The sequence below is a fragment of the Phaeobacter sp. CECT 5382 genome, assembly GCF_001457775.1.
Lineage (GTDB): Bacteria > Pseudomonadota > Alphaproteobacteria > Rhodobacterales > Rhodobacteraceae > Pseudophaeobacter.
In genome coordinates this window covers 1-26676 of sequence record NZ_CYSG01000006.1, presented here as the reverse complement: position 1 = coordinate 26676, position 26676 = coordinate 1, and the positions used below count along the sequence as shown (strand labels likewise).

The window sequence follows — 26676 nt, the reverse complement described above, 5'->3', positions numbered from 1 at the left end:
AACATCAGAAGTAATAGAGAATTTACGCTCCGAAGCTGTTTTTAGGAGCGGATCCGCCAGCCGGTTTTGAAGATCCACCAGATCACCGCAAGGCAGAGTGCGGTAAATGCGCCTATGGCCAAAAGGCTCAGGCCGACCGGCACATCCGAGGTACCAAAGAAGGACCAGCGAAAGCCCGAAATCAGGTAGACGACCGGGTTGAACAGGGTGATTTTCTGCCAGATCGGCGGCAGCATCGAGATCGAATAGAATGATCCACCCAGGAAAACCAGCGGCGTCACGATCAGCAGCGGCACCAGTTGCAACTGCTCAAAGTTCTTGGCCCAGATACCAATGATGAACCCCATCAGTGCAAAGCTGAGGCAGGTGAGCAGCAAAAACAGAACCATGGCCAATGGATGCGCAATGGTCAGATCGACAAACAGCGTTGCCGTGGCCAAAATGACAAACCCGATGAACAGCGCCTTGGTGGCGGCGGCACCGACATAGCCGAGCACGATTTCCAGAAAATTCACCGGCGCCGAGAGCAGCTCATAGATTGTCCCGATGAATTTGGGGAAATAAATCCCGAACGAGGCGTTGGAGATGCTCTGCGTCATCACGCTCAGCATGATGAGCCCCGGCACGATAAAGGCGCCATAGTCGATGCCATCGACCTGATCGATACGGCTGCCGATGGCGGCACCAAAGACCACAAAATACAGCGAAGTCGACAGAACCGGCGACAGGAAACTTTGAAACAGAGTGCGAAAGAAACGCGCCATTTCAAAACGGTAGATTGACCAGATAGCTGTCCAGTTCATGATTTCTCTCCTGAAACAAGACCCACAAAGATGTCTTCGAGGCTGGATTGCCGGGTGGAGACATCCGCCAGTACCAGCCCGGCTGCGGCCACATCATTCAGCAATGCGGTGATGCCGGTGCGCTCGGCCTTGGTGTCATAGGTATAGATCAGGGCCGCGCCATCGCTGCTCATTTCCAAAGCATGCGGCGCCAGGCTTGCGGGGATCTCGCTGACCGGCGCGCTCAGATGCACACAGAGCTGTTTTTTGCCCAATTGGGTCATCAGCTCATCCTTGTCTTTGACCAGCAGGATCTCACCCGCCGCGATCACCCCGACGCGGTCGGCAATGGCCTCGGCCTCTTCGATGTAATGGGTGGTCAGGATAATGGTTACGCCCTGCTCTTTGAGCTCTTGCACCACGTCCCACATGTCTTTGCGCAGCTCGACATCGACCCCGGCTGTGGGCTCATCCAGAAACAGCACGCGCGGCTCATGGGCCAGCGCCTTGGCGATCAGCACCCGCCGCTTCATGCCGCCGGACAGCTCTTTGATCTGGCTGTTGCGCTTGTCCCATAGCGACAGCTTTCTCAGGATATCCTCGATCAGCGGCTCATTTTTGGCCTTGCCGAACAACCCCCGCGAAAACCGCACCGAGTTGATGACCTTCTCAAAGGGTTCCAGGTTGATTTCCTGAGGCACCAATCCGATCAGCGAGCGTGCGGCGCGAAAATCATCGAGAATGCAATGGCCATCCACCTTCACCGACCCAGAAGTCGCTGTGGTGATACCACAGACAGTTGATATCAGGGTGGTCTTGCCAGCGCCATTGGGCCCCAAAAGGGCCAGAATTTCACCGGCTTCAATCTCCAGGTTCACCCCTTTGAGCGCCTCAAAGCCGCCTTCGTAAGATTTGCGCAGATCGGTTATGGACAGGATCGCCGACATGAGGCCTCCATTTGATTGGCTCGAGGAATTTCTCGGGGGCTTGTTCGCATTGCACCCTAGCGATGGGCCATGGCAGTGACCAGTGAAGCCATGCGCAAGCCTCTGTGCGCCTGCGCAGGGAGGCTTGCTTGTTGAGATCTGGATCCGGTGTCGGCCGCGATGGTGACGTGTTTATCCGATGGTATTTATCCGGTGATTTTCTTGAACCAGCCTTTTTTCTCACCGTCTGCTTCACCCTCCTTGACCTCTTCGCCCGACAGGTCTTCGGGAGCAAGGTGGGTCTGCAGATTGACAAAGAACTGGTCCGCCATCTTTTTGGCAAACCCATCGATGATACGGCTGCCCAGCTGCGCCAGCTTGCCACCGACTTTGGCTTCGACCTCGTAAGACAGCAATGTGCCGGTCTCGGAAGCGGCCAGGCTGACAATCGCGCCGCCCTTGGCAAAGCCGGCCGCACCGCCCTTGCCTTCGCCGCTGATGGTCAGCTTTTCGTCCTGGATCAGATCCGACAAGGTCACCTGCCCCTTGAAGGTGGCCTTTACCGGGCCGACCTTCTGCGTGACCTTGGCTTCAAAACCCTCTTCAACGCTGCCGCTGACCTCCTGCGCGCCAGGCACGCAGACCTTCAGCACTTCCGGGTTCAGCAAGGCCGCATAGACCTCGGCGGGGGGGGCGGCGATTTCTTTTTGATCACTCATCTGCATGGCGGGTCTCCCTGGACTGGCTTAACTGTCTGGCTCGACGGACTGACTTATCGGACTGGCTTATCGGACTGGCTCGTTTGCCCGCAGAACGGGCATTGCCGCCCACCCCAGGCCGTTCGATCTGTTGCTGTCCTAGACCTACCCGACCAACAAGGTCTCTGCCAAGTCGCTAGGCAAGAGAGCCCAGCGAGCACACCAGTGCTAACGCAGCGTCGGCGCGCCGAAATAGGCAGCCACAGCCGCAATTGCACCCGCATCGCGCAGCAAGCGATTGTGGCCAAGCCCGGCAGTGACCAGCAGCTCTGCTCCTGGCCAAGCTGCAGCCAGGGTTTCGACCTCCGACAATGGGACGATCTTGTCGGCACTGTCTTGCAGGATCAGGGCTGGTTGGGACAATTGCGCCGCCAATGTGCTACCCTTGAGTGCCCCAAATGGCAGATCAAAACGGCGCTCAACCCGGTCCTGCGCCAAGACGGCCACCTGCTGGGAAAACCCGATCTGTGTTGCCAGGCGGCTGATATAGCTTTCCAGATCCGGCATCGGCGCCAGCAGCGCCACCCGATCCGCCCGCAGCCCCTGCGCCAGCGCCGCAATCACCGCCGAAGCCCCATTGGAGTGCGCGACAACTCCCGCCAGCGGCCCCAGCCGATCCGCGACTTCTTTGGTGACCTCCAGCATCTCGGGCAGAGAGCTGCGCGTGCCTGCAGCGGCGCCATGTGCGGGCGCATCAAAGCTCACCACTCGGTAGCCCGCCGCCACCAGGGGTGCCGCAAAGCCCCCCATCTGGCCTGCGCGCCCGCCAAAGCCATGCACCAAAAGTATGGTCGGCAGCGGCGCTTCATCACGCACCCCTGCCGCCAACCGCGAAGACCTCCATTCATAGAGTGGCAGCAAGGATCCTGATGCCAATCGCAAAGGTCGACCGCTTGACTGCAGCAACCACTCCCGTTCGTGGCGCGGCAGTTTCTGGCGCATGGGCCGGGTGAACAAATAGGCAAAGAGCCGCGCCGCCAGGCCGGGGCTTAACAGGCTGAAGCCCCGCGCGATCAGTGGGATCGCCTTGAACACTGAAGCTGCAGGGCGCCGACGCGGGCGTGAACCGGATGATGAGGCTGTGGTCATGGTGACATCTCCATTGGCTGGCGGACCGTAGCAGGGCGCCGAACGGGCCCGTCTGTGGTCGCGATCAGAATCAAAAATATAGGTTCTATTTTAGAACTCATTATCAGTTCTATTTGAGAACTCTGTCAATCCATGTTAGGAATCAGGGATGAAATGGCATGACCTCAATGACAACGCCTGCCCTCTTGCCCGCGCAATGGGTGTGATCGGCGACCGCTGGACGCTGCTTATCCTGCGCGAATGCTTTTTGGGGGTGCGCCGGTTCGACAGCTTCCAAAAGCGCCTTGGCGTGACCCGGCACCTGTTGGCGGAGCGGCTGAAACGGCTTGAAACCATGGGGGTGCTGGAACGCCGCCCCTATCAGGAACGCCCCCTGCGTCATGAGTACCGCCTCACAGCATCCGGCAAGGAGTTCGCCCCGGTGATGCTGGCAATGCAGGATTGGGCCCGCAAAAACCTGCCCAGCACGGAGCCAATACCCTTCCGCTTTGTCACGCGAGACGGCGGCCAAGAGGTGGACCCGGTTCTCACGGATCGCATCAGCGGTCAGGTGCTTGATCACAGATCAGTGCTGATGGTTCCGAAATCGCAACGTCATGACGACACAGCCGGCGTCTCCCCCCCCTCGGCAGACCAAAACGCGCAGGACCTCTCTGCGGGGTGAAGCTTTCGGTGCAAATTTTGCAACACCCCGGAGCCGGATACCGGGCTCTTTAGCAGATACGCAGCCTTTTCAGTGCACCCATGCCGCCAAATTGACGTACAAAATCTGCCCGGCAGACGTCAGCGAAGCCAGGTTTCAGAAGTGGGGTTTGCACGGGAGATAAAGCGACATCGATGATGATTGTCCTTCAGTCTAAATCTCCGGCTTGTCTGCCAAAGTGGCGCGACCAAATTTCCGTGCGGGTCGCATCACGTGCGTCATAGTCGCTGATAGCCTGCCCCAGGTCGCCGACATCACCAGTTTCATTGTCAGTGCCGACTTCCGTTAGCCGCATTGTGTACCAAGCAGTTATTCCGCCCTCCGGTGCTTCCGAAAACCTCGGAAAGGCTGGTTCCGGCGTCTGGTTTGCCATCCAGAGATTGGGAAGAGCAGGTTCAAGGACAAGCGCACGGGCAAGACCGACGACATCAACCGCACCGCTGCGCACGGCCTCATCCGCCTGCGCACGGGTTTTGAAGCCGCCAGTCAGCATCAAGGGCTTGGATGTCACCCTTCGCGCACGTTTGGCAAATTCAATGAAATATGGCCCACGCCCCGCGCTATCCGATGCCGATTTGGCGCCGGGAAAATAGGTCCCGCCGCTGATGTCGATCAAGTCCACTGATGAGGTTTCCAGAGCGGCCACAACCTGAATTGCGTCGTCTTCGCCCAGCCCGCCTTCAAGCTGGTCAGAAGAGTTGAGCTTCACTGCGATTGGAAAGTCGGGGCCGACCGCAGCACGTGTTGCCTCGATGGAATTAAGCAAAAGCTTCATGCGGTTGGTGATTGAATCGCCATAACCATCGCTGCGCTTGTTGAACAATGGCGACAGGAATTGACTGAGCAAAAACCCATGTGCCGCATGAATCTGCACGCCCCCGAACCCTGCGTGCTGTGCCAGCCTAGCTGTCTCGGCGAATCCCATGGGCACGCGATCGATCTCATCCTGTGTCATCCCCTCACACCGAAGGCCGGGCAGATCGAGCGCGCTAGGCCCCTTGGGGCTGCTAATCGGAGCGTAAGCAAGTGCGCCGGCGTGACCAAGCTGCAGCCACAGCTGTGAACCGTTCTGTCCACCCTGCTCGGCAAGCGCGCGAAACTTTTCCAGATCAGACTGAGCGTTGAGCACCAGATTGCCGGGTTTTTCAGCATAATCAGGCGTGGGCTGAACCTCGCCGATAATCGACACGGCCAGCCCGCCTTCGGCCCAACGCTGATAAAGCCTGTTTTGTTCAGACGTCGGATGACCGGTCCCGTCGCCCAAGGAGTCCGACATTGCAGATTTCGCTATCCTGTTTTTCAGGACGACACCGCAAGGCAATTCAAGCGCCTCAAACAGAACTGCATGTTGTTGCATCCGACTGGCTCCTGCTAAATTTCAGCGACGAGCAATCTATCCATGAAAACGCTTTACGCGGCAACTGAGTGTAGATTTGAACTCAAAGCTGACACTGCGGGGCGCGGTCCGTAGGCCGGACGTGCCCCACAGCATACCTCGCAGAAGAACCGCCAGATCTTCCCCCAGCCAAACAGTAGGCCTGCCTAGTTCAGGGGCGGGTTCATAAATGTCCCCTTACGGCGCACGATTCAGCGATTCCCCTTTGGAATTTCTTCGTTTTCGGTCCAGTCGAATGTCCCCTCATCACGTTCCTGCACCGCCTGTTTCCAGCCCATATCTTCGGAGCGTGCCTTGAAGTTGAGCCCCTCAGGAGAATGGCGGGTGATCCCGTCAAAGATCGTCGCCAGACGCTGTGTCTGCATCAGGCCAGTCTGCTCGATCGCCTGATTGATCACCATCTTCTGCATTGCCAGCTGATTGATCGGCACCGTGGCCATGCGCGCGGCCATCTCTTCAACCGCGTCATCCAGATCTGCGGCGGGCACTGCCTTTAGCACAAGGCCCATGTCTGCAGCCTCGCGGCCCGTTATCTTGTCACCGGTGAACAGCATCCGTTTGGCGCGTTCCGCCCCCAAACGATAGACCCACATGGCCGTGGTCGGGCAGCCCCAGACCCGTGCAGGCATATAGCCAATCTGCGCTTCTTCGGCCATGATGGTCAAATCCGCACAGAGCGCGATGTCAGAGCCCCCGGCCACGGCGGGCCCATGCACCTTGCAGACCACCGGCTTTGCCGCCCGCCAGAGCGACATGAAATGCTGGGTGTTTTCCCACATGAAGCGGTAGTCCTTGACCGGATCCCAGGGCATCTCCTGCGTCGCGGCCCCGGTGCCGTTGCCTTCGGCGTAAAAGGTCAGATCATAACCAGCACAAAAGGCCTCTCCGGCGCCGGCCAGCACCATGACATGTACGCCGGGATCGGCATCTGCCGTGGCCACCGCGGCGGCCAGATCCTTTGGCAGGCGGTCGTCGATGGCGTTCATCACCTCAGGCCGGTTGAGCGTGATCCGCGCAATCCGACCGGTCTTTTCATAGGCTACTGTGGCAAAATTCGGCATGATTTCCTCCCATGGTTTAGGACAGGAAATCACGCCGCAGGTCTCGCGCCTAGCCAGGCGACGTGGCGTCAACCAAACCGGGCCACGAGGTCATTTTACAAAAACACTCAAACGCAGCCACCGGCGTCGATCAATATGGCAGGCCGACGTAGTTCTCCGCCATCGAGGCCTGCGCCGCCTCTGATGAGAACAGATAGTCAAGATCAGCACATTGCAGCCGCAGATCGGCTTCGGACATATCCGGGAAGCGGTGCAGCAGATTGGTCATCCACCAGCTGAAGCGTTCTGCCTTCCAGACGCGGGCCAGCGCCTTTTCGGAATAGCTGTCCAACCCGGCGCTGTCGCCATTTTGGTAGTGATCGCGCAGACCATGGTAGAGATAGTAGATATCGGACGCCGCCGAGTTTAGCCCCTTGGCGCCAGTTGGCGGCACGATATGGGCCGCGTCGCCTGCCAGAAACAGCTGGCCATAGCGCATCGGTTCGGCCACGAAACTGCGCAGCGGTGCGATGGACTTCTCGATAGATGGCCCGGTTTGCAACCCTTCGGCCACCTCTTGCGGCAGGCGTGCCTTGAGCTCTGACCAGAAGGCGTCATCAGACCAGTCTTCGACATTATCCGTCAGGGGCACCTGAATGTAATAGCGGCTCAAGACCTGACTGCGCATCGAACACAGCGCAAAGCCGCGCTCGTGGCGGGCATAAATCAGTTCGGGTGACGCCGGTTTGGTTTCCGACAGCACACCGAGCCAGCCAAAGGGATAGACCTTTTCATATTCGCGCAGCACATCCGCTGGAATGGATTTGCGGCTCACCCCGTGAAAACCATCCGCACCGATGATGAAATCGCAATTGACGCGATGGGTCTCACCGTCTTTTTCATATGTTACGAACGGTTTGTCGGATTTCAATTCCTGCGGCTGCACCTTGTCTGCCAGATGAATGACCGTGCCCCCCATGGCCTCACGCGCAGCATAAAGATCCCGCGTCACCTCTGTCTGGCCATAGACCATGACCGTCGCCCCATTGGCAGAGGCCGCCAGATCTACCCGGTCCATCCGCCCCTGATGCGCCAAGTAGACGCCGTGGTGCACCTCGCCTTCGGCTTCCATCCGGTCTGCACAGCCCGCTTCGCGCATCAGCTCGACAAAGCCGCGCTCCAGCACCCCGGCCCGGATCCGGCCCAGCACATAGTCGCGGGTCTGGCGCTCCAGAACCACGGATGCGATGCCCTGACGGTGCAGCAGTTGGGACAGCAAAAGGCCCGAGGGGCCGCCGCCAATAATGGCAACCTGGGTGGTGATTTCGGACATAACTCGACCTTTCAAAACGGACTGCGCGGCGGATCAGCCAGCATCTGGGCTGTAATCTGGACTGTAATATGCACAGCAAAGGTGACTTTGCGAATGGACTGAGCGCGCAACCTCTTGTACATTTCGTACATGCTAAATGCCTCTCCTATCCGCAGCTACAATCTCTTTGGTGAAACCGCCGAGCTGGCCGATGTGCTGCATGTCGAAACCATAAGCGCGCGCTCGGCCCTGCACGACTGGCGCCTGAAGGCGCATCGCCATGCGCGACTGCATCAGCTTTTGTTTATGACCAAAGGCGGCGGGGTCGCCGAAATCGATGGTAAGCAACACCCGCTGCCCGCGCCCTGCTTTGTCAATATTCCGCGCGGTGTTGTTCATGGGTTCGACTTTAAACCCCAGACAAACGGTTGGGTTATCACCCTGACCTCGGACCTGCTGGATCATTTCCTGCTGGAAAGCGAAGGCGTGCGTACGCCACTGGAACAGCCGCTGGTTCTTCCGTTGAATACCGATCTGCGCAGGCTGGCAGAACAGCTGTCTGAGGAGTATCACAGCCAGAGCTTTGCCCGCGCGCAGCTGCTGCGTTCGCTGGCCGGAGCCCTCACTGCGCTGGTTGCCCGCAGCATATTCGAGGTCGACCGCGCCAATGCGCCCACCCAGGGCAACCCGCTGTTTGCCCGGTTTGAAGACATGATCGAGCGGGATTTTCGCAAGCGTCGACCGCTGGCAGACTACGCCTGTGATCTGGCGATTTCGCCGACGCATCTGAACCGGATCGCGCATCAATCCACTGGTCAAGCCGCCTCGAAACTGATCAATGATCGAATGCTGCGCGAGGCCCGGCGGATGCTGATCTATACCAATCTGACCGCCGCCCAGATTGCCTATGATCTGGGATTTTCCGACCCGGCCCATTTCAGCCGCGTCTTTGCCAAAGGCACCGGCGTCGCGCCAAAGATCTTTCGCCAGCAGGTTACCGGGGCCAAATAGCCGCGTAAAACTCAAGCCAGTCTAGGCCTTTACCAGGCCTTTGGTCGTTATGCCCGTGGCAACATACCTGTCAGGATCAGTTGCAGATACTGCTCGGCAATCTCAATATGAGGCACGGGGTCTTCGACCCTGTTCCAATGCGGAATCCAGTTCAGCGCCCCAAAGATCGCCGCCGTTGCCAGCTTTGGATCGCATGCCCGCAGACTGCCCTCGGCCACCCCGGCCGCAATCAGTGCGCGCAGTTGGAAATCCACCTCTGCCTTGCTGGCACGCAAAATATTGCGACGTTCTGCCGACAGGCTGTGTTCACGCACCATGGCGATAGTGGCCCCCAGGTCACTCGACACCCATTCGCAATAGCCCCGAATCAGCAGCGTGATCCGCTCCAGCACCGGCAGGGTCTCATCCTGGCTTTGCGCCATGGTCGCGCCCAGAAATTCCAACCCCAACTGGTGACACCCAAAGAGGATATCCTCTTTGCTTTGCACATAATAATAGATGGTCCGTTTGGTTATTTTCAGCGCAGCGGCGATTTCTTCCAGCGAGGTCTGCTCGTACCCCCGATCGTTGAACAGCCGGGCGCCAGCCTGCAATACCGCCCGGCGCTTTGCTTCTCGCTGCGCGTCGCGACTGGTCTCTGATTTACTCTCGGACTTGGTCCAGGTGTTGTTGCCCATGCCGGTCTTCGCTCTGCCCATGTTGTCTTTCCGATTGGTCAACTCGCGCAGGTGACGCCCGGTAATTACACCCTTGAGTTACATCATTCTTGACCTCTTGCCCAGCCCCGGCAAAAAGTAACCGACAAGTGTAATTCAAATTTCGTGTTAGACCCTACGCGAGATTCGCCCAGACAAAGTTCGCCCACCCCAGTTGGTTTAGAGGAGAGAGACCATGACATCAGAGGTACTGGTTGCCGGCGTCGGCATGACAAAATTCGCCAAACCTGGCCAGAATGAGCCCTATACCGAAATGGGCGCCAAAGCCCTGCGCGACGCGCTGGCGGATGCGGGCATCTCGTATGATGCGGTTCAGCAGGCCTATGCAGGTTACGTCTACGGTGACAGCACCTGCGGGCAGGCGGTGCTTTATAAGGTGGGCATGACCGGCATTCCGGTGATGAATGTGAACAACAACTGCTCTACTGGGTCGACCGCATTGTTCATGGCACGGCAAGCAGTGCAATCCGGCGCTGTCGATGTTGCTGTGGCGCTGGGGTTTGAACATATGAAGCCCGGTGCGCTGACCTCGCATTGGACGGATCGCCCCAGCCCCTTTGATGCCTTTGATACGGAAACCGATGATCTGGTTGGCCGCCCCGAAATCCCGCTGGCGCTGCGCTATTTCGGCGGTGCAGGCAAATCGCACATGGAAAAACACGGCAGCTCGCTGACCGATCTGGCCCGCATTCGCGCCAAGGCCAGCCGTCATGCGGTGAACAATCCACTGGCGCTGTTCCGCCAAGAGCTGTCACCACAGGATGTGCTGGACAGCCCGATGATCTGGGACGGTGTAATGACCCGCCTGATGGCCTGCCCGCCGACCTGTGGCGCTGCCGCCGCGATCATTGTCAGCGAAGACTACGCCAAAAAACACGGCCTCAATCAGGCGGTGCGCATCAAAGGTCAGGCGATGACCACCGACTATGCCTCGACCTTTGACGCCCATGACATGATGCAGCTGGTCGGCTACGACATGACGGCCGCTGCCGCCAAACAGGTGCAGGAACAGACCGGCATTGCGATTGACGATGTCGACGTGGTCGAGCTGCACGACTGTTTTGCCCATAATGAGATGATCACCTACGAGGGTCTGGGTCTGTGTCCCGAGGGCGGCGCCAGCAAGTTCATCGCGAATGGCGACAACACTTATGGCGGCAAATATGTGACCAACCCATCGGGCGGGCTGCTGTCCAAGGGCCACCCATTGGGCGCCACTGGTCTGGCGCAATGTTACGAGCTGACGCGGCAATTGCGCGGCACCGCTGGTGCGACACAGGTAGAGGGTGCGCGCACTGCGCTGCAGCACAACCTTGGTCTGGGAGGCGCCTGCGTCGTCACCCTGTATCAAGCCGCCTGAGGAGGCCCGCATGATTGACAGAGCCTTCATCGGTCAAAGCTTTGCGCCGCTGACGGTCGAGGTCGAGGCAGGGCGTCTGCGCGCCTTTGCCCGGGCCACGGCCCAGCGCGATCCGATCTATTCAGATACTGCCGCCGCGCAGGCGGCAGGCTATCGTAACATCCCCGCGCCGCTGACCTTTCTTTTCACGCTGGATCTTGAACGGGATGATCCCTTCTATTTCATCAATGAGATGAAGATCGATCTGGCCCGGGTGCTGCATGGCGAGCAGGCCTTTACCTATGGTGCGCCAATCTGTGCTGGCGATCAGGTGACGCTGATCAGCTCGGTCGAAGACATCTACGACAAAAAGGGCGGCGCGATGGAATTCGTCATCCTGAAAACAAGTGCTCAGAACCAGTTGGGCGAAGATCTTGGCACCATGACCCGCACCATCGTCGTGAGGAACCCATCATGAGCACCGCCGTGAATGATTTGACCTACGCCGGGGTTGCGGTTGGCGACACCCTGCCGCCCCTCACCCAGCGCGCGATCAGCCGCACAACGCTGGCGTTGTTTGCCGGCGCCTCAGGCGATCACAATCCGATCCATATCGACATCGATTTCGCCAAGGCTGCCGGAATGCCGGATGTCTTTGCCCATGGCATGCTGAACATGGCCTATCTGGGCCATCTGGTCACCGCCTGGGTGCCGCAGACAGCAGTGCGTGAATTCTCCACCCGGTTTGTGGCGATCACCCAGATCCATGCGGTGGTGACCTGCACCGGGCGTGTGGTGGAAAAACACGCAGGCAATCTGGTCACGCTGGAAATCCAGGCCGCCGATCAGCATGGTGATGTAAAACTGGCCGGTCAGGCGCTGGTCGCGCTGCCATAATCACTCGGGGTGCGCCTGAGCCTGGGAGGAAGCGAATGCGCCCTCCCGTTTGCCAGAGGCAAACCTCCGGTTTGACGGGGAGGCTCGGGCGCACCCCGGCGTCCCGCCGGGCGGGATTTTCCAATAGTTTTCTACATAGGATGCCCAACAATGACCAAACTCGCAGGCAAGACCGCCTATATCACCGGAGCAGGCCGCGGCATTGGCCGTTCCATCGCGCTGAAACTGGCCAGTGACGGCGCCAATGTGGTGCTGAACGATCTGGATGTGGAACCGGCACAGGAGGTCGTCGCCGAAATCGAAGCCATGGGCGGCAAAGCACTCGCCATTCCCGGATCTGTCACCGCACCCGGTTTTGCCAATGATTTCATCCAGGCTGGCATCGACAAATTTGGCGGCATCGACATTATCGTCAACAATGCCGGCTACACTTGGGACAGCTTTATCGGCAAGATGACCGACCAGCAGTTTGACGCCATGATCGACGTGCACCTCAAGGCGCCGTTTCAGATCCTGCGCGCAGCCGCACCGTTTATTGCTGAACAGGCCGCAATCGAGGCTTCAGAGGGGCGCGAAGTGTTCCGCAAAGTGGTGAATATCTCGTCCATCGCCGGTACCGGTGGCAATGCGGGCCAGGCCAATTATTCCTCGGCCAAGGCTGGGATTGTCGGCATGACCAAAACCATGGCCAAGGAATGGGGCCGCTACAAGGTCAACGTCAACGCGGTGGCATTCGGCATGATCTCCACCCGCCTGACCGAGGCCACGGATGAGAAGAAGGCCATCGAGGTCGAAGGCAATACCATCGGTATCGGCATCCCCAAAAAGGTCGTCAAAGGCTTTGAGATGATGATCCCCATCGGGCGCGCAGGTACCCCGGAAGAGGCTGCAGGCGGCGTCTATCTGTTCTGCATTCCCGAAAGCAACTACGTTTCCGGCCAGACTTTGATCGTCGGCGGCGGGCTGACCGCCTAGCCTGTAAAACAACTGCGCCCGCCCCTCCCGTTGGAGGATCGGGCGCAGCCCAGTCTTTGGCTGGCAAAAAAGAGGAAGACACCATGCTCGAAGGCACCCGCATCATCGAGGTCGAGGGCCTCGGCCCCGGCCCTTTTGCCGCCATGTGGCTGGCAGATATGGGTGCCGATGTGATCTGCGTCCACCGCAAGGGTGGCGGCGTCACCCCCGGCATGCCGGAACGATCCGTGCTGGATCGCGGCAAACGCTCGATCGAGCTGGATCTGAAAGACCCAGACGACATTCAAACCTTTCTGGCACTGGTGGACACAACCGATGGGCTGATCGAAGGCTTTCGCCCCGGCGTGATGGAGCGGCTGGGCATTGGCCCCGAAGCCTGCCATGCAATAAACCCGCAACTGGTTTTTGGCCGCATGACCGGCTGGGGTCAGGACAGTGCGCTGTCTGAAACCGCAGGGCATGATCTAAACTATATCTCCCTCTCTGGCGCGCTCTGGTATGCGTCAAACCCCGGTGATGCGCCGCTGACGCCCGCAACACTGGTTGGCGATATTGGCGGCGGCGCGATGTATCTGGCCGCCGGAATGCTGGCCGGACTGCTGCGCGCCAAAACCAGCGGTGAGGGCACCGTGGTCGATGCGGCGATCTACGATGGCTCCGCCCATATGATGAACCTGCTCATGAGCATCCGTCAGGCCGGCGGCTTTGGCGACACACGCGGGCAGAACCTGCTGGATGGCCCGCATTGGAGCCGCTCATATGTCTGCGCGGACGGCGGCTACATGACCGTGCAATGTCTGGAGCCAAAGTTCTATGCGCAATTCCTGTCACGGATGGGGTTAAGCCAGGATGACGATTTCAAACGCCAGTTCGACAAGAGGCTCTGGCCGGTTCTGACCGGGCGGCTGGCGGGGATCTTTGCCAGCCAGCCCCGCGCCCATTGGGCAGAGATTTTCAACGCAACCGATGCCTGCGTCGCCCCGGTACTGAGCCCGACAGAGGCGCTGCACCACCCAATGAATGCCCGTGGCACCTGGGTTGAGGCTGACGGCATCTTGCAGGCTGCACCAGCGCCCAGGTTTTCAGATCAAACTGACTGGCAAGCCCCGCAAAGCCCCGAGCGCGGCCAACACACAACAGACATTCTGGCCGAACTCGGCCGCAACAAGGACTGAGCAATCCCATGACTGCACATATTTCTCCCTGGATGGACGACGAGCTGACCATGCTCCAGGATTCCTTGCGCGATTTTTATGCCAATGAAATGGTCCCGCATGAGGCACGCTGGCAGGAGCAGGGCCATATCGACCGCGATTTCTGGAACAAGGCTGGTGAGATCGGTATCCTATGCGCCTCGGTCCCCGAAGAATACGGCGGCATGGGCGGTGACTTTCGCCACGAGGCAGTGATTGCCACCGAACAATACCGCGCCGCCGGGTTTTCCGGGTTTGGCAACTCTGTACACAGCCAGATCTGTGCCGGGTATATCCTCGACTATGGCTCGGAAGAGCAAAAGAAACGCTGGCTGCCCAAGATGGCAACCGGTGAGATGGTCTGCGCCATCGCCATGACCGAACCCGGCACCGGGTCAGACCTGCAAAGCATCAAGACCACGGCCAAACTCGATGGCAATGAATATGTGGTCAGTGGTTCCAAGACATTCATCACCAATGGTCAGCAGGCGGATCTGATCATCGTTGTCACCAAAACCGACCCCTCCCTGGGCTCCAAAGGGATCTCGCTTATCGTGGTAGAGACGGCCGATGCGCCGGGGTTCGCCCGCGGACGCAATCTGGAAAAGCTCGGCCTCAAGAGCCAGGACACATCAGAGCTGTTCTTTGACAATGTGCGCGTGCCGCCGGAAAACCTGCTGGGCGGGGTCGAGGGTCAGGGGTTCTATCAGTTGATGAAATCGCTACCGCAGGAACGCCTGGTGGTGGCTCTGGGCGGCGCTGCCGCAATGGACAAGGCGCTGGAGGAAACCGTGGCCTACACGGCGGAGCGCAAAGCCTTTGGCAAACCCCTGTTGGAGATGCAGAACACGCGTTTCAAACTGGCCGAGGTCAAAACCATCGCCCATATCGCCCGGGTGTTTCTGGATGACTGCGTTGCCAAACATCTGCGCGGCGAGCTGGACGCCACCACGGCCTCGATGGCGAAATGGTGGGTGACGCAGATGCAATGCGACACCATGGATGAATGCCTGCAACTGTTTGGCGGCTATGGCTATATGTCGGAATACCCGATCTCGACCATGTATGCCGATGCACGGGTGCAAAAGATCTATGGTGGCTCAAACGAGATCATGAAAGAGCTGATCGCCCGCAGCCTGAAAGCCTGAATGGCGCGCGGCACCGCATAAAAAAACCCGCGCCAGAACCATCTGTAGCGCGGGTTGAATCACGTCAAAATGGAGGGCAATCAGCCCTCTTTCTTTTCTGTTGCTGCGGCCTTCATGCGGGCCAGCAGCGCCGACTTGTCTTCGGCTTTGTCATAGGGGTTCTTGCGGCTGCCTTTGGCATTATGCTCGGCGTGGCGCGGTGCATTTGTGCCTCTGCGCGCGGCTCCGGTCTTTCCATAGTCCATGGGTCTGCCCTCGTATCTGGGGATGAGAGTAATCTCAGTTGTCGTGCTGATGCCCGAAGCAGCCTATATATGCAAGCCGACAGGGCCGATCAAGCTAGCGCCCACCGCCCCAATAGGTGAGCACCTCGTTGAGGTAGGCTTCTGCCCCGATCCGGAAATGCGTCTGGCCCGTCACCACAAATCCCTGATCTTGGTAAAAGGCGATCGCTGCGCTGTTCTGCGCATTCGTGGTCAGCCAGGGCGCGTCGCGCCCCAGCTCGGCACAGTGGTGCAGACCCGCTTGCAACAGTGCCTTGCCCAGACCACGTCCATGATGGCGCGGTTGCACATAAAGCGTCGCGATCTCTACCGCAGAGCCGGGGCCATTGGGCGGCCGAGGCCCATCCGAGATACGGATAAACCCGTCGATCCCTTCGAGATTTTGCGAAACGATGAAAGTCTCACTTGGCATCTGCAGCAGCTCGCGGAACCGGGTGGGGGTCAGCTCGCCAAAGACGTAGTCAGCAAACTGCGCATTCACCCCAAGACGCAGATAGGTGCCGACCCAGACCTCAATCGCAAGCGCCGCCAGACTCGACGCGTCATCAAGACGCGCCGGGCGCAGGCCGATCTGCGATGGGCTGCGTTCAGCCGCCACGAACCGTGTCGATCATCAGCTGTACATTGTCCGGGTCCGCATCCGGAGTGATGCCATGGCCAAGGTTGAAAATATGCGGCCCATTCTTGAAGGCCTCAACAATGGCGCGGGTCTCATCCACCAGATCCTGACCACCTGTGACCATGTGGCGCGAGGCGAGGTTGCCCTGCACACAGCCATCGACCTGCAGGTTTTGTGCCGCCCAGATGGGATCAACCGAGTTGTCCAGCGCCAGACAGTCGATACCGGTTGCCTTGGCAAAGCCGAGGTATTTTTCGCCTGCCTCACGAGGAAAGCCAATCACAGGAATGCCGGGATGACGCTCTTTCAGGGCGGCGGTGATCTGGCGGCAGGGCTCCAGCGCGTATTTGTGGAAATCTTCGCCTTTGAGCGAGCCTGCCCAGCTGTCGAAAATCTTCACCACTTCGGCGCCGGCTTTGATCTGCATCGACAGATAATCAATGGTGGCCTCGGTGATGCGCGCCAGCAGCGCCTCGAACAAGGCTCTGTTTTCCTGTTTCAGCGCATGCGCCGGACCCTGATCCGGCGTGCCACGACCGGCAATCATATAGGTGGCCACAGTCCAGGGTGCCCCGGCAAAACCGATCAGCGTGGTTTCGGCAGGCAGCTCCTTGGACAGGATTTTGACCGTCTCATAGATCGGGTTCAGGGTCTCGTGAATGTCTGATGCCGGGCCGAGCTTGGCAAAATTCGCCTCGGTTGTGATGGTCGAAAGACGTGGGCCTTCGCCGGTGACAAACCACAGGTCCGCGCCCAGCGCCTGGGGGATCAGCAGGATATCAGCAAACAGGATCGCCGCATCAAAGCCATAGCGGCGGATCGGCTGCAGGGTGACTTCGGCAGCCAGGTCCGGATTGTAGCAGAGCTTGAGAAAATCCCCGGCCTGCGCACGGGTCGCGCGATATTCCGGCAGGTAGCGGCCAGCCTGACGCATCATCCAGATCGGCGGCACATCCTGTGTTTCACCCGCCAATGCGCGCAGAATTTTCTTTTGTTCGGCCATGTCACCCTCGATTTTTGCGTGCCCTCATCTGGTGGTATGAGGTCGGCCCAAAGCGGCAAATTGTCAAGGGCAGCCTGACCAGTGCTTGCAACGGCATATCGCCGCTACTAAAGGTCATTGCATGACACAGAACCTGCCCTCCCCCGCTTCTCCGCTGAAAATCGGCACTCGTGGATCGCCGCTGGCACTGGCTCAGGCCTATGAGACCCGCCGCCGACTGAGCGAGGCCTTTGATCTGCCGCCCGAGGCGTTCGAGATTGTGGTGATCAAGACCAGTGGCGACAATCAGGCACTGATCGCGGCAGACAAGCCGCTGAAAGAGCTTGGTGGCAAGGGGCTGTTCACCAAAGAGATCGAAGAGGATCTTTTGTCCGGTGCCATCGATATTGCGGTGCATTCGATGAAGGATATGCCGGTGATGCAGCCTGCGGGCCTGCTGCTGGACTGTTACCTGCCGCGCGAAGATGTGCGCGATGCCTTTGTGTCGCCTAAATTCTCCCGCCTGCAGGATCTTGCTGCCGGGGCTGTTGTCGGCACCTCGTCGCTGCGTCGGCGCGCGCAGCTAATGAACCGCCGCCCCGATCTGAAGGTCGTAGAGTTTCGCGGTAATGTGCAGACCCGGTTGAAAAAGCTGAATGATGGCGTGGCGGAATGCACATTCCTGGCCATGGCAGGCCTGAACCGGCTGGCAATGGCGGATGTGCCTGCAACCGAAATCGAGACAACAGACATGCTGCCCGCCGTGGCGCAGGGGGCCATTGGCATTGAAAGGCGCGGTGAAGATACCCGTGTGGCGGCCATGCTCGACGCGATCCATGATAAGACCACCGGCCAGCGGCTGGCGGCGGAACGCGCCTTTCTGGCGGCCCTTGATGGGTCCTGCGAAACGCCTATTGCGGGCCTTGCCGAACTGGATGGCACCACCCTGCGGCTGCGCGGCGAGGTGCTGCGCCCGGATGGATCCGAAGCCATCGCCGAAGATCAGAGCTGCGCCATTGAAGATGGGGCCGAGCTGGGGCGCGCGATGGCGACCAAACTGCTGGCCCAGGCTGGCCCTGGGTTCTTCGACTGGCGTCAGTAAAGTCGCGCCTCTTCCCAAAAAGTGCCGCCACGACATACGCCAGAGTATGACGTGGCGGCCCATTTGACCGCTCCGCTGATGCAGGCGACCCTGCCATCAGGAGGAGCGCAAAATGACACCTGGAAAGTCCTATCTCAGCAGTGAAGAAATCCGCCCATTGGCTGAGAGGTCCGATGCCATGGGCCTGTGGCTGGTTGTGCATTGCTGGGGCACCATCGCGCTGGCGCTGGCGCTGTTTGCGCTCTGGCCCAATCCGCTGACCTTTGTGATCGCGGTTCTGGTAATTGGCTCGCGGCAGCTGGGTCTGGCGATCCTGATGCATGAGGCGGCGCATAACGCGCTGTTCAAGACCCGCAAATGGAACGACATCGTCGGCGAATGGCTATGCGGACGGCCCATCCTGGCTGAACTCGCTGCCTATCGCCACTACCACCTGACCCATCATCGGTTTACCCAGACCGACAAGGACCCGGATCTAAAGCTCAGCTCGAAATTCCCCACCTCCAAGGCGTCATTGCAGCGGAAATTCACCCGCGATCTGACTGGCCAGACGGGGGTAAAGCAATTGGTTGGCCAAATACTGATGAGTTTCCGCCTGGCTGGCGACGACGACGCGATCGAAGCAGCTGCTTCGGATTTCGCCCAGAGCTTCAAGGCACCACATCTGTGGAAATCGCTGCCGGTGTTTGTTGGGGTCGCCGTGGTGATGAGCCTGATCGGGAGCTGGTGGTGGGGGCTGGCCTTCTGGCTGCTGCCCTACCTCACCTGGTTTCAGTTCGTGCTGCGGGTGCGCAATATTGCCGAACATGGCGCGGTGGAACAGTCGCAAAACCCACTGCAGAATGTGCGCACCACTAAGGCTGGCCCCATCGCGCGGCTTTTTGTGGCCCCCTATTGGGTCAACTACCATCTGGAACATCACATGGTGATGCATGTGCCCTGCTGGCAGTTAAAAAATATGCATAAAGCCCTGCTCGACAAAGGGATTGGCCCGGAAATGCGCATTGCCAGTGGCTATGGTCAGGCGCTGGCAGAGGCTGGGTGGAAACGCGCCTGATCCTGGCCTAGTCTTTTGGCCTGATCTTTCGACCTGATCTTTCGGCCTGTCCCCACTATTGGGATTGCTCTGCCAACTGCCCCGACCAGCGCAGCCAGGTTTCGGGCGCGTCATGAAAGACGTTCAGATCCACCTCGCCCTTGATGCCCGGCACCAATCCGGTGCCAGTATATTGCCAGAGCCGCCAAAAGGCACCGGGATAGACCTGACGCGGATGTCCCGCCACCGAGCGCAGCCAGAACTCCGTGCCGTGCAATCGACCTATGCCGGTTTCAGCGAAGAAATCCACCGTGGTGTAGACCACCGGGCGGCGGCCATAGTGGGCCTCAAGAATAGACAGGAACTTGCGCGCCTCGGCCCGCACCAGCCGCCCGTCGGGGCGTTTGGTGCAGGTCTTTGAACGCGGGTTCCATTCCATATCCAGCACCGGTGGGAGGGCATTGGCATCGCGCGGCACATGTTTGATGAACCAACGTGCCTGCTCTGCAGCCGTGCGACAGAAATAATAGTAGTGATAGGCCCCGCGCGGCACCCCGGCGCGCTGCGCGCCCTGCCAGTTCTGGCGAAACATGGGGTCCGCAACATCGCCGCCTTCGGTCGCCTTGATATAGGCAAAGGACACCCCGGCGTCGCGCACCTGCGGCCAGTCGATATCCCCCTGATAACGCGAGACATCAATGCCGTGGATCGCATAGCTGCGCGGGCCACGGCCCTGCCATTCATGCGGGTCCGCATCACCAAAGCGCGGATAGGTGATCAGGCGTGACAGCTCTGCTTTAGAAGGGCGCTGGGTCGGCGCGACTTCAGACGTGGAGGGAAACGGCGCGGGAGCCTTGGGGCCACAGCTTGCCACCAGAGTAGTCGCAGCAAAAACAAGGCCGGTCAAAAATCGCCTGTACATTATAAACCCTGCCCTCAAAAAGAAACGCAACCGGCGTTATTCTCGTCGGTTGCGTTCACTGTCTTGCTAAGTGGAGCACTTGCAAAGCACAAAGGCGATGGTCAAGCAAAATCGGCGCAATCCCGCAGGCGCTGCACAGGCGAGTTGAGGCTAGGTCAAACCCATTTCGCCAGCGGCGGCAGGCTCATCAGCACCGCATTGGCATCATGGCCGGTCTCCAGACCAAACTTGGTACCGCGATCATAAACCAGATTATATTCCGCATAGAGCCCGCGATGCACCAATTGCGCATCTTTGTCAGCTTCATCAAACGCCTGCACGCGGCGCTTTTCCACCAAGGGCAGATAGGCAGGCAGAAAGGCGCGGCCAATGTCCTGCGTCAGGGCAAAATCCGCAGCCCAGTCGCCGGTGTTGTGATCATCCATGAAGATGCCGCCAACGCCGCGCGCCCGGTTTCGGTGGGGAATATAGAAATACTCATCCGCCCATTTTTTCAAGCGTGGATAAAGGTCGGTGCCATGCGGGTCGAGGTATTCGCGCTGGGTGGCATGAAAATGCGTAGTATCTTCGGCATACTCAATACAGGGATTGAGGTCAGAGCCACCGCCAAACCACCAGGCATGCGGGGTCCAGAACATCCGGGTGTTCATGTGCACCGCCGGCGCATGCGGGTTACGCATGTGTGCCACCAGCGAAATCCCCGAGGCCCAGAACCGCGGGTCTTCCTTCATGCCAGGCAGGCCTTTGCGGGCCGCCATGGCGTTTTGGGCCCGTTCGCCAAGGGTGCCGTAAACCTCGGAGATATTGACGCCGACCTTTTCAAACACCCGACCACCGCGCATCACGCTCATCAGACCACCACCGGCGTCCGATCCATCATCGGCGCTGCGCTTGGTCTCGCTGATCTCAAACTGGCCCGGCTCCAGATCCGCAAAAGGGCCAGTGTCATGACTGTCCTCAAGCGCCTCGAAGGCAGCGACGATCTCGTCGCGCAGGGCGCGAAACCAGGCGGCCGCCTCAGCTTTTTGGGTCTTCATGTCATCAGGCAAATCGGCAGGCATCACGAGGCTTTCTACAAGAGGGTATTGATTAGTGAACGGGGGCGGCAACGGGATCCAGCAGGGTGCGCCCGCCATCCAGGGTCATGATTTGCCCGGTCAGGAAACCGGCCGCATCCGAGGCCAGAAACTGCGCCGCCTCGGTGAGTTCGGTGGGCGCCGCAATCCGCCCCAGTGGCGTGTGCTGCTCAATATCCTGACGATAGCTGCGGTTGTCCTTCAGTGTCGTGCGCATCGAGGCGCTCATGACAGAGCCAAAAGCGATGGAGTTGACCCGAATGCGGTGTGCTGCGAGTGAAATCGACAGCGAACGCGTCAACTGATCCAGCGCCGCAGAGGCCACCGAATAGGCCATCAGCTCTGGGTGGGTGCGGCGTGCAGCAATCGACGAGAGATTGATGATAGCGCCAAGGGGGGCATCCTCTTCGCGGCTCTCGCCTTGTTTGATCATCCGGCGTGCCACCTGCTGCGACAGGCGCAGGGTCGGCAACAGGTTTTCCATCAACAGCAGTTCAAGCGAGTCGTCTTCGGGATCCAACGGATCACTTTGGACCACCTGACGCGCGCCGTTGACCAGAATATCCACGTCATCAAAGGCATCGATAGTGGCCGAAAGCAGGTTGGCAATGGTCAGCCGTTCGCGCAGATCGCCGGCAAAATAGCGGATATTGCTTTCATCCGCCTGCTCTCCCAGCTCACGAACCAGGGCTGCCTCGTTGGTATCAGCAAACATCACATTGGCACCAGCAGCAACGAATTGCCGCCCGATCGCCAGCCCGATGCCACTGGAGGCCCCAGTGACGATGGCAGTCTTGCCAGAGATAGAAAAGGACATGCGCGGCACGCTCCACAGTTTGTTTTCAACCAAGCCCGGAGTCTACCGGTATGTATGGCCCAGATGGTCCAGCCTTGATTTTGGCGGCGAGGGTAGCCCTCACCGCTGCTCTTGGGAATAAAAAAGACGTCGCTCTGCGAGATCCAGCCTAGCCTTTGACGCGGCGCGGGCGTTGCGCGTGCAACACCTTGAAACGATTGTCGCCAGCAACCTCGTTCACGGCGACAAACCGCTCTGACAGGATGGTTTCATAGGGTAGATGACGGTTGGCAACCATCCACAGATGCCCCGAGGCTGTCAGCATCTTGGCCGCTGCAGCAATAAAGGCCTGCCCCAATTCGGGCTCTGCGCTACGTCCGGTGTGAAACGGCGGGTTCATCACCACCGTATTGATCTGCACCGGTTTAGTCTGGACCGGCGCCTTCCAGCTGCGCGCATCAGCCCAGTGGAACTGGGCGCGGGCATCCGCGACGTTCTGCCGGGCACAGTCAAGCGCGACATGATCTGCCTCCACCAGGTGCAGCTCTTCGACGCTGGCCCGGCTGAGGATCTGACTGGACAGATAGCCCCAGCCAGCGCCCAGATCGGCCACGACCCGTCCCAGTTTCTCCGGCAGGTTCTGCGCCAGCAAGGCAGAGGCCGGGTCAATGCCATCAGCCGAAAACACGCCGGGGGCGGTAACAAAGCCGTCGACCTTGGTTGTCGCAGCAGGCATCCAGTCGTCCAGATCCTTGCTGCCGCCCTGAAACCAGAAAATCTTGCCATGCGCCTTGGAGATCGGCGCCGAGGTTTCACCGCGTTGGCGCAACGCTTTGAGAATCGAATCGATCCCGTCCGTCTTGCCGCCATCCACCAGCACCGGCCCTTGGGTGACCGCAGAAGCCTGCGCCACCAGCAGGCGCGCCTCGGCTTTGGCCCGCGGCACAAAGACAACCGAAGCCGCAAAACGCTCTGCCTCGGGCAGGGTCGGCAGGCAGGTGTACCCAGCCGCGACATAGGATTCGAAAGCCGGGCGGAAAGATTGCAGGATCAGAACGCGCTCTTTTGGCAGGGCGGAAAGATCAAGGTCGGCAGGCGGAGAAAAGACGGCGATGCGGCCCTCATCGGGCACGACACAGCCACCCGTCTCGAGGGCAAGGGACAGGCGCAGGGACATATAGAGTGCCTCTTTGATGTTGGTATTATTCTTCTTTTTCCATCGTGCATTGCAACGGATGCTGGTGCCGATTGGCAAAATCCATAACCTGACCAACCTTGGTTTCGGCTATCTCATGGGTAAAGACCCCGACCACCGCGACACCTTTTTTGTGCACGGTCAGCATGATCTCAAAGGACTGGGCATGCGTCATGCTGAAAAAGCGCTCCAGCACCATGACGACAAACTCCATCGGGGTATAGTCGTCATTGAGCAGCAGCACCTTGTAGCGCGGCGGGCGTTTGGTCTTTGGGCGTGTCTTGGTCAAAAGACCCGTATCGGTATCGTCGTCATCCGAAAACTGAGACATCATCACAGGCTGCAGCGGCATTGGCTATAAGTTCCGGTCATGCATGGAAATCGTTCAATAGCTTATATAGCCTAAAGAGAGCTTAGGAAAAGGGATTGAACGCGCATCGTGACACGCAATTTGACAACAATTGGCTTTGATGCCGATGATACCCTTTGGCACAACGAACGGTTCTTTCGGGTTACCCAGGAACGTTTCGCCGAACTGCTGCAGGATCATACTCCGGATATCATGGATCGCGCCGCATTGGATCAACGCCTGCTGGCAGCGGAAAAACGCAACCTCGGCCGCTATGGCTATGGCGTCAAAGGCTTTACCCTGTCGATGATCGAAACCGCCATCGAGGTCACCGAACAACAGGTGCCCGCAGCGGTCATCCAGGAGCTGATTGTCGCTGGCCAGATGATGCTGTCCTACCCGATCGAGCTGCTGCCGCATGCCCGCGAAACTGTTGAAATCTTGGCTGACAGCCACCGCATCGTGTTGGTCACCAAGGGGGATTTGCTGGATCAGGAGCGCAAACTGGCACAATCGGGCCTTGGCGATCTGTTTGATGCGGTGGAAATCGTGTCGGAGAAAACCGCAGCGGTCTACAGCGAAATTTTCCAGCGTCATGGCGATGGTCCGGCGCAGGCAATGATGGTTGGCAATTCCATGCGGTCGGATGTGGTGCCCATTGTTCAGGCCGGCGGCTGGGGCATCTACGTCCCGCACGGGCTGATCTGGGAAGTCGAACATGCAGAGCCGCCCCAAGGCCATGATCGCTATCACGAACTTGCCAGCCTTGGCGCCCTGCCCCAGCTGGTCGCCAGGATCGCCTGACTTGTCAGGCTGATCCGTCAGACTGGCTTTGCGGGCTGGCTTTGTAGGCTGGCTCGGGTTGGAAAATCGACTATTCAACCACAGGAAAAAGACCGCCATCTCGTCTCAACGCACAGATATCGCAAAGGATCCGCAATGCCCCATGCAGAAGTAAAATACTCCGATGACCTCAGCCTCGACACCCCGGCCATGCTGGCCGAAATCGAAGCGATTATCCTGCGCCACGATACTGGTGCCGGCGCCTGCAAGGGGCGCGCCTATCCGACCAGTGAATACCACCACAGCCATGTCACCATCACCGTCAACCTGCTGGTCAAACCACACCGCGACGAGGCTTTTTCAACCGCCCTTCTGACGGATCTGGAACAGCGCATCAGCGCCATGATTCCGCAGGTCTGCGAGTTTTCCTTTGGCCTGCAGTATGCCTCTCCCTACTACGTCACGCGCAGACACAGCCCGCACTAAACAGCCACTTTCAGCAGCATCTGGAACAGAACTGGGCGCTAGTGGAGTTGCGTGGTGGAGTTGCCTGGCAGCCCGGTGCCGCAATTGCTGAAGCGCGCGTCGGGCCGGGGTTCGAAAGATTTACAATCTGTTGCACACCCGCATCGGAAACCCGAACATTTTTGCATAAACCTTGCATTCAAGGACAAGATCCACCGCAAAAATCATCAACCCTTTTTTAACCAAACCCCGATCTAGAAGCCCGCCACAGGCAGACCACTAGATATGGGGGAACTCTTTTTTTGTAGGCTCTCCGCGCCTGATCCCCGTGGTTTCTTCTGCGCCCTTGCTATGGTAGGCTTTTTAAAAGCAGGCAAAAAAGTCAGTCGGAAAACCGGCGGCAAGAGGCAAAAATGGCAGATATCGTGCAGATCAGGTGCAATCGCCTGGTCCGCAGACAGCGGGTTCACGCCCGGTCTGTGCTGTGGATCATGGGCGTTTTTCTCGCTTTCGCGATTGCAATACTTCCCGCAACCTCGCTCACTGCGGCCCCCTATGCGGCTGTCGTCGTGGATGCGCGCACGGGCGAAGTGCTGCATTCGCGCAATGCCGACACCCGGCTGCACCCTGCCTCCCTGACCAAGATGATGACGCTCTACATTGCCTTCGAGGCTGTGCGAAACGGTGAAATCACCCTTGAAACCAAGGTCCGCATCAGCAAAAACGCCGCCGCCGAGCCGCCCTCGAAGCTGGGGTTGAAGTCCGGGCAACGCATTGCCTTTCGCTACCTCATTCGCGCTGCTGCGGTGAAATCTGCCAATGACGCGGCCACCGCCATCGGTGAGGCGATTTCAGGCTCTGAGGCGGCCTTTGCCCGTCGCATGACCCGCACTGCCAAATCACTTGGCATGTCGCGCACTACCTTCAAAAACGCCCATGGGCTGACCGAATCGGGTCACATGTCCACTGCCCGTGACATGACCAATCTGGGCCGCCATATCCTGTATGACTACCCCGAGTACTATAACCTGTTTTCGCGCAAAACGGCCGATGCCGGTGTGCGCACGGTTCCCAATACGAATCGTCGCCTGCTGGCCGCCTACAAGGGCGCCGACGGCATCAAGACCGGCTATACTCGCGCAGCTGGTTTCAACCTTGTTGCGTCGGCCAAGCGCGGCAATGAGCGCGTCATCGCCACCGTGTTTGGCGGCAAATCCTCCACCTCACGCAATGCCAAGGTGGCAGAGCTTTTGGATCTGGGCTTTCGCCGTGCGCCGTCTCGTGCCAGGGTCCGCGCGCCCGGTCTCCCCGCCTATGTCGGCAATGCCGGTTTGGGATCAGTTGCTGTCGCCAGCGCTGGTCAAGCCACCGCTGGCGGGGCCGGAAAAACAATTCGCGTCAATGGCTTGGTGAAAACCAGCCTGCGCCCCAAACTACGTCCCGGCATCAGCGCCCCTGCGACCGACAGCCCTGCAGATGCCACCGTTCTGGTGGCCAATGCGGCAGAGGCGCAGACAGGCAGCCCGACAGCCCTCGCCGAAACGCCCGCCGGTCACACCGCGCCGGTTCTGGATCCGAACGTTTTGCAAGCCAGCATCACCGCCGCTCTGGCCGAGGCCAACACGCCAAGTACGGCAGCGACAACTAACCCCACTAACCCCGCCCCCCTGGCCAGCGTCACACAGCGCGCAGGGGTCCCCTTAAAGGGCCTGCGCCCGCGGGCGCGCCCAAGCAAATGGGCTCGCGCGGAAACCCCAACCACCCCCGAACCAATGGTGGCCC

Annotated in this window: 29 protein-coding genes; 13 read left to right on the top strand and 16 right to left on the bottom strand. The window is 59.3% G+C overall.

What is annotated here, in order from left to right:
* Positions 1–41 precede the first annotated feature (41 nt).
* The 4 genes from PH5382_RS08105 to PH5382_RS08090 all read right to left on the bottom strand — a co-directional run bounded on the left by PH5382_RS08105 (position 42) and on the right by PH5382_RS08090 (position 3555).
* Complete coding sequence (locus PH5382_RS08105) at positions 42–803, bottom strand: ABC transporter permease (RefSeq protein WP_058333869.1); 762 nt, start codon at positions 801–803, stop codon at positions 42–44.
* Positions 800–1729 (bottom strand): ABC transporter ATP-binding protein, encoded by a 930-nt coding sequence (locus PH5382_RS08100; RefSeq protein WP_058333868.1) that lies wholly within the window; start codon positions 1727–1729, stop codon positions 800–802. Before PH5382_RS08100 ends, PH5382_RS08105 begins: the two co-directional genes overlap by 4 nt.
* Before the next feature lie 185 nt (positions 1730–1914).
* Positions 1915–2433 (bottom strand): CoxG family protein, encoded by a 519-nt coding sequence (locus PH5382_RS08095; protein WP_058333867.1) that lies wholly within the window; start codon positions 2431–2433, stop codon positions 1915–1917.
* A gap of 201 nt (positions 2434–2634) precedes the next feature.
* Entirely contained in the window at positions 2635–3555 is a 921-nt protein-coding gene (locus PH5382_RS08090; RefSeq protein WP_058333866.1) for an alpha/beta hydrolase, read from the bottom strand.
* A 148-nt stretch (positions 3556–3703) separates the two neighbouring features.
* On the opposite strand from PH5382_RS08090, the gene PH5382_RS19415 reads away from it, so the two are divergent.
* Positions 3704–4219, top strand: coding sequence for a winged helix-turn-helix transcriptional regulator (locus tag PH5382_RS19415; protein ID WP_082645602.1), 516 nt, complete (start codon positions 3704–3706; stop codon positions 4217–4219).
* 187 nt (positions 4220–4406) lie between these two features.
* On the opposite strand, the gene PH5382_RS08080 is transcribed toward PH5382_RS19415, so the two are convergent.
* From PH5382_RS08080 to pobA, 3 genes are all read right to left on the bottom strand, one after another.
* On the bottom strand, positions 4407–5615 hold the full coding sequence (locus tag PH5382_RS08080) for an NADH:flavin oxidoreductase/NADH oxidase family protein (RefSeq protein ID WP_058333865.1): 1209 nt from the start codon (positions 5613–5615) through the stop codon (positions 4407–4409).
* Between the two features lie 230 nt (positions 5616–5845).
* Positions 5846–6715, bottom strand: coding sequence for a crotonase/enoyl-CoA hydratase family protein (locus PH5382_RS08075; RefSeq protein WP_058333864.1), 870 nt, complete (start codon positions 6713–6715; stop codon positions 5846–5848).
* Between the two features lie 130 nt (positions 6716–6845).
* On the bottom strand, positions 6846–8027 hold the full coding sequence (gene pobA / locus PH5382_RS08070) for a 4-hydroxybenzoate 3-monooxygenase (protein WP_058333863.1): 1182 nt from the start codon (positions 8025–8027) through the stop codon (positions 6846–6848).
* A 129-nt stretch (positions 8028–8156) separates the two neighbouring features.
* Between pobA and PH5382_RS08065 the strand changes: the two genes are divergently transcribed.
* Entirely contained in the window at positions 8157–9017 is an 861-nt protein-coding gene (locus tag PH5382_RS08065; protein ID WP_058333862.1) for a helix-turn-helix domain-containing protein, read from the top strand.
* Between the two features lie 47 nt (positions 9018–9064).
* Here the strand turns inward: PH5382_RS08065 and PH5382_RS08060 are convergent, their stop codons facing one another.
* Positions 9065–9715 (bottom strand): TetR/AcrR family transcriptional regulator, encoded by a 651-nt coding sequence (locus PH5382_RS08060; protein ID WP_231751830.1) that lies wholly within the window; start codon positions 9713–9715, stop codon positions 9065–9067.
* Positions 9716–9908: 193 nt separating this feature from the next.
* Between PH5382_RS08060 and PH5382_RS08055 the strand changes: the two genes are divergently transcribed.
* The 6 genes from PH5382_RS08055 (at position 9909) to PH5382_RS08030 (ending at position 15285) form a co-directional block, all read left to right on the top strand.
* Positions 9909–11093 carry a lipid-transfer protein gene (locus tag PH5382_RS08055; protein ID WP_058333861.1) on the top strand — a complete coding sequence of 395 codons (1185 nt, stop codon included), beginning with the start codon at positions 9909–9911 and terminating at the stop codon, positions 11091–11093.
* 10 nt (positions 11094–11103) lie between these two features.
* Complete coding sequence (locus tag PH5382_RS08050) at positions 11104–11550, top strand: MaoC family dehydratase N-terminal domain-containing protein (protein ID WP_058333860.1); 447 nt, start codon at positions 11104–11106, stop codon at positions 11548–11550.
* A complete protein-coding gene (locus PH5382_RS08045) occupies positions 11547–11969 on the top strand; it encodes a MaoC family dehydratase (protein ID WP_082645601.1) in 423 nt (140 codons plus the stop codon). Before PH5382_RS08050 ends, PH5382_RS08045 begins: the two co-directional genes overlap by 4 nt.
* A gap of 150 nt (positions 11970–12119) precedes the next feature.
* Positions 12120–12944, top strand: coding sequence for an SDR family NAD(P)-dependent oxidoreductase (locus PH5382_RS08040; RefSeq protein WP_058333859.1), 825 nt, complete (start codon positions 12120–12122; stop codon positions 12942–12944).
* A gap of 83 nt (positions 12945–13027) precedes the next feature.
* Positions 13028–14119 (top strand): CaiB/BaiF CoA transferase family protein, encoded by a 1092-nt coding sequence (locus PH5382_RS08035; RefSeq protein WP_058334040.1) that lies wholly within the window; start codon positions 13028–13030, stop codon positions 14117–14119.
* A gap of 8 nt (positions 14120–14127) precedes the next feature.
* A complete protein-coding gene (locus PH5382_RS08030; protein ID WP_058333858.1) occupies positions 14128–15285 on the top strand; it encodes an acyl-CoA dehydrogenase family protein in 1158 nt (385 codons plus the stop codon).
* Between the two features lie 80 nt (positions 15286–15365).
* Here the strand turns inward: PH5382_RS08030 and PH5382_RS19980 are convergent, their stop codons facing one another.
* The 3 genes from PH5382_RS19980 to hemE form a co-directional block, all read right to left on the bottom strand.
* Positions 15366–15530, bottom strand: a complete 165-nt coding sequence (locus PH5382_RS19980; RefSeq protein ID WP_058333857.1) for a hypothetical protein — start codon at positions 15528–15530, stop codon at positions 15366–15368.
* Positions 15531–15624: 94 nt separating this feature from the next.
* The gene (locus PH5382_RS08020; RefSeq protein ID WP_231751829.1) at positions 15625–16167 is read right to left on the bottom strand and encodes a GNAT family N-acetyltransferase; all 543 of its coding nucleotides are present in this window, start codon (positions 16165–16167) and stop codon (positions 15625–15627) included.
* Entirely contained in the window at positions 16157–17191 is a 1035-nt protein-coding gene (hemE, locus tag PH5382_RS08015; RefSeq protein WP_058333856.1) for a uroporphyrinogen decarboxylase, read from the bottom strand. The genes PH5382_RS08020 and hemE overlap by 11 nt, the downstream gene beginning before the upstream one ends.
* A 121-nt stretch (positions 17192–17312) precedes the next feature.
* On the opposite strand from hemE, the gene hemC reads away from it, so the two are divergent.
* Both hemC and PH5382_RS08005 read left to right on the top strand, forming a co-directional pair.
* Positions 17313–18272 carry a hydroxymethylbilane synthase gene (gene hemC, locus PH5382_RS08010; RefSeq protein ID WP_058333855.1) on the top strand — a complete coding sequence of 320 codons (960 nt, stop codon included), beginning with the start codon at positions 17313–17315 and terminating at the stop codon, positions 18270–18272.
* A 112-nt stretch (positions 18273–18384) separates the two neighbouring features.
* Positions 18385–19329 carry a fatty acid desaturase family protein gene (locus tag PH5382_RS08005; protein ID WP_058333854.1) on the top strand — a complete coding sequence of 315 codons (945 nt, stop codon included), beginning with the start codon at positions 18385–18387 and terminating at the stop codon, positions 19327–19329.
* A 55-nt stretch (positions 19330–19384) separates the two neighbouring features.
* On the opposite strand, the gene PH5382_RS08000 is transcribed toward PH5382_RS08005, so the two are convergent.
* From PH5382_RS08000 to clpS, 5 genes are all read right to left on the bottom strand, one after another.
* Complete coding sequence (locus PH5382_RS08000; protein WP_058333853.1) at positions 19385–20230, bottom strand: glycoside hydrolase family 25 protein; 846 nt, start codon at positions 20228–20230, stop codon at positions 19385–19387.
* Positions 20231–20385: 155 nt separating this feature from the next.
* Entirely contained in the window at positions 20386–21291 is a 906-nt protein-coding gene (gene hemF / locus PH5382_RS07995) for an oxygen-dependent coproporphyrinogen oxidase (protein WP_058333852.1), read from the bottom strand.
* 28 nt (positions 21292–21319) lie between these two features.
* Positions 21320–22123 carry an SDR family NAD(P)-dependent oxidoreductase gene (locus PH5382_RS07990; RefSeq protein WP_058333851.1) on the bottom strand — a complete coding sequence of 268 codons (804 nt, stop codon included), beginning with the start codon at positions 22121–22123 and terminating at the stop codon, positions 21320–21322.
* Positions 22124–22271: 148 nt separating this feature from the next.
* A complete protein-coding gene (locus PH5382_RS07985; RefSeq protein ID WP_058333850.1) occupies positions 22272–23279 on the bottom strand; it encodes a class I SAM-dependent methyltransferase in 1008 nt (335 codons plus the stop codon).
* A gap of 25 nt (positions 23280–23304) precedes the next feature.
* Positions 23305–23649 (bottom strand): ATP-dependent Clp protease adapter ClpS, encoded by a 345-nt coding sequence (gene clpS / locus PH5382_RS07980; RefSeq protein WP_058333849.1) that lies wholly within the window; start codon positions 23647–23649, stop codon positions 23305–23307.
* 87 nt (positions 23650–23736) lie between these two features.
* On the opposite strand from clpS, the gene PH5382_RS07975 reads away from it, so the two are divergent.
* From PH5382_RS07975 to PH5382_RS07965, 3 genes are all read left to right on the top strand, one after another.
* On the top strand, positions 23737–24450 hold the full coding sequence (locus PH5382_RS07975; protein ID WP_058333848.1) for an HAD family hydrolase: 714 nt from the start codon (positions 23737–23739) through the stop codon (positions 24448–24450).
* Positions 24451–24585: 135 nt separating this feature from the next.
* Positions 24586–24915 (top strand): hypothetical protein, encoded by a 330-nt coding sequence (locus PH5382_RS07970; protein WP_058333847.1) that lies wholly within the window; start codon positions 24586–24588, stop codon positions 24913–24915.
* 392 nt (positions 24916–25307) lie between these two features.
* Positions 25308–26676, top strand: a 1369-nt coding sequence (locus PH5382_RS07965) for a D-alanyl-D-alanine carboxypeptidase family protein (RefSeq protein ID WP_156414863.1), incomplete at its 3' end; no start/stop codon positions are given.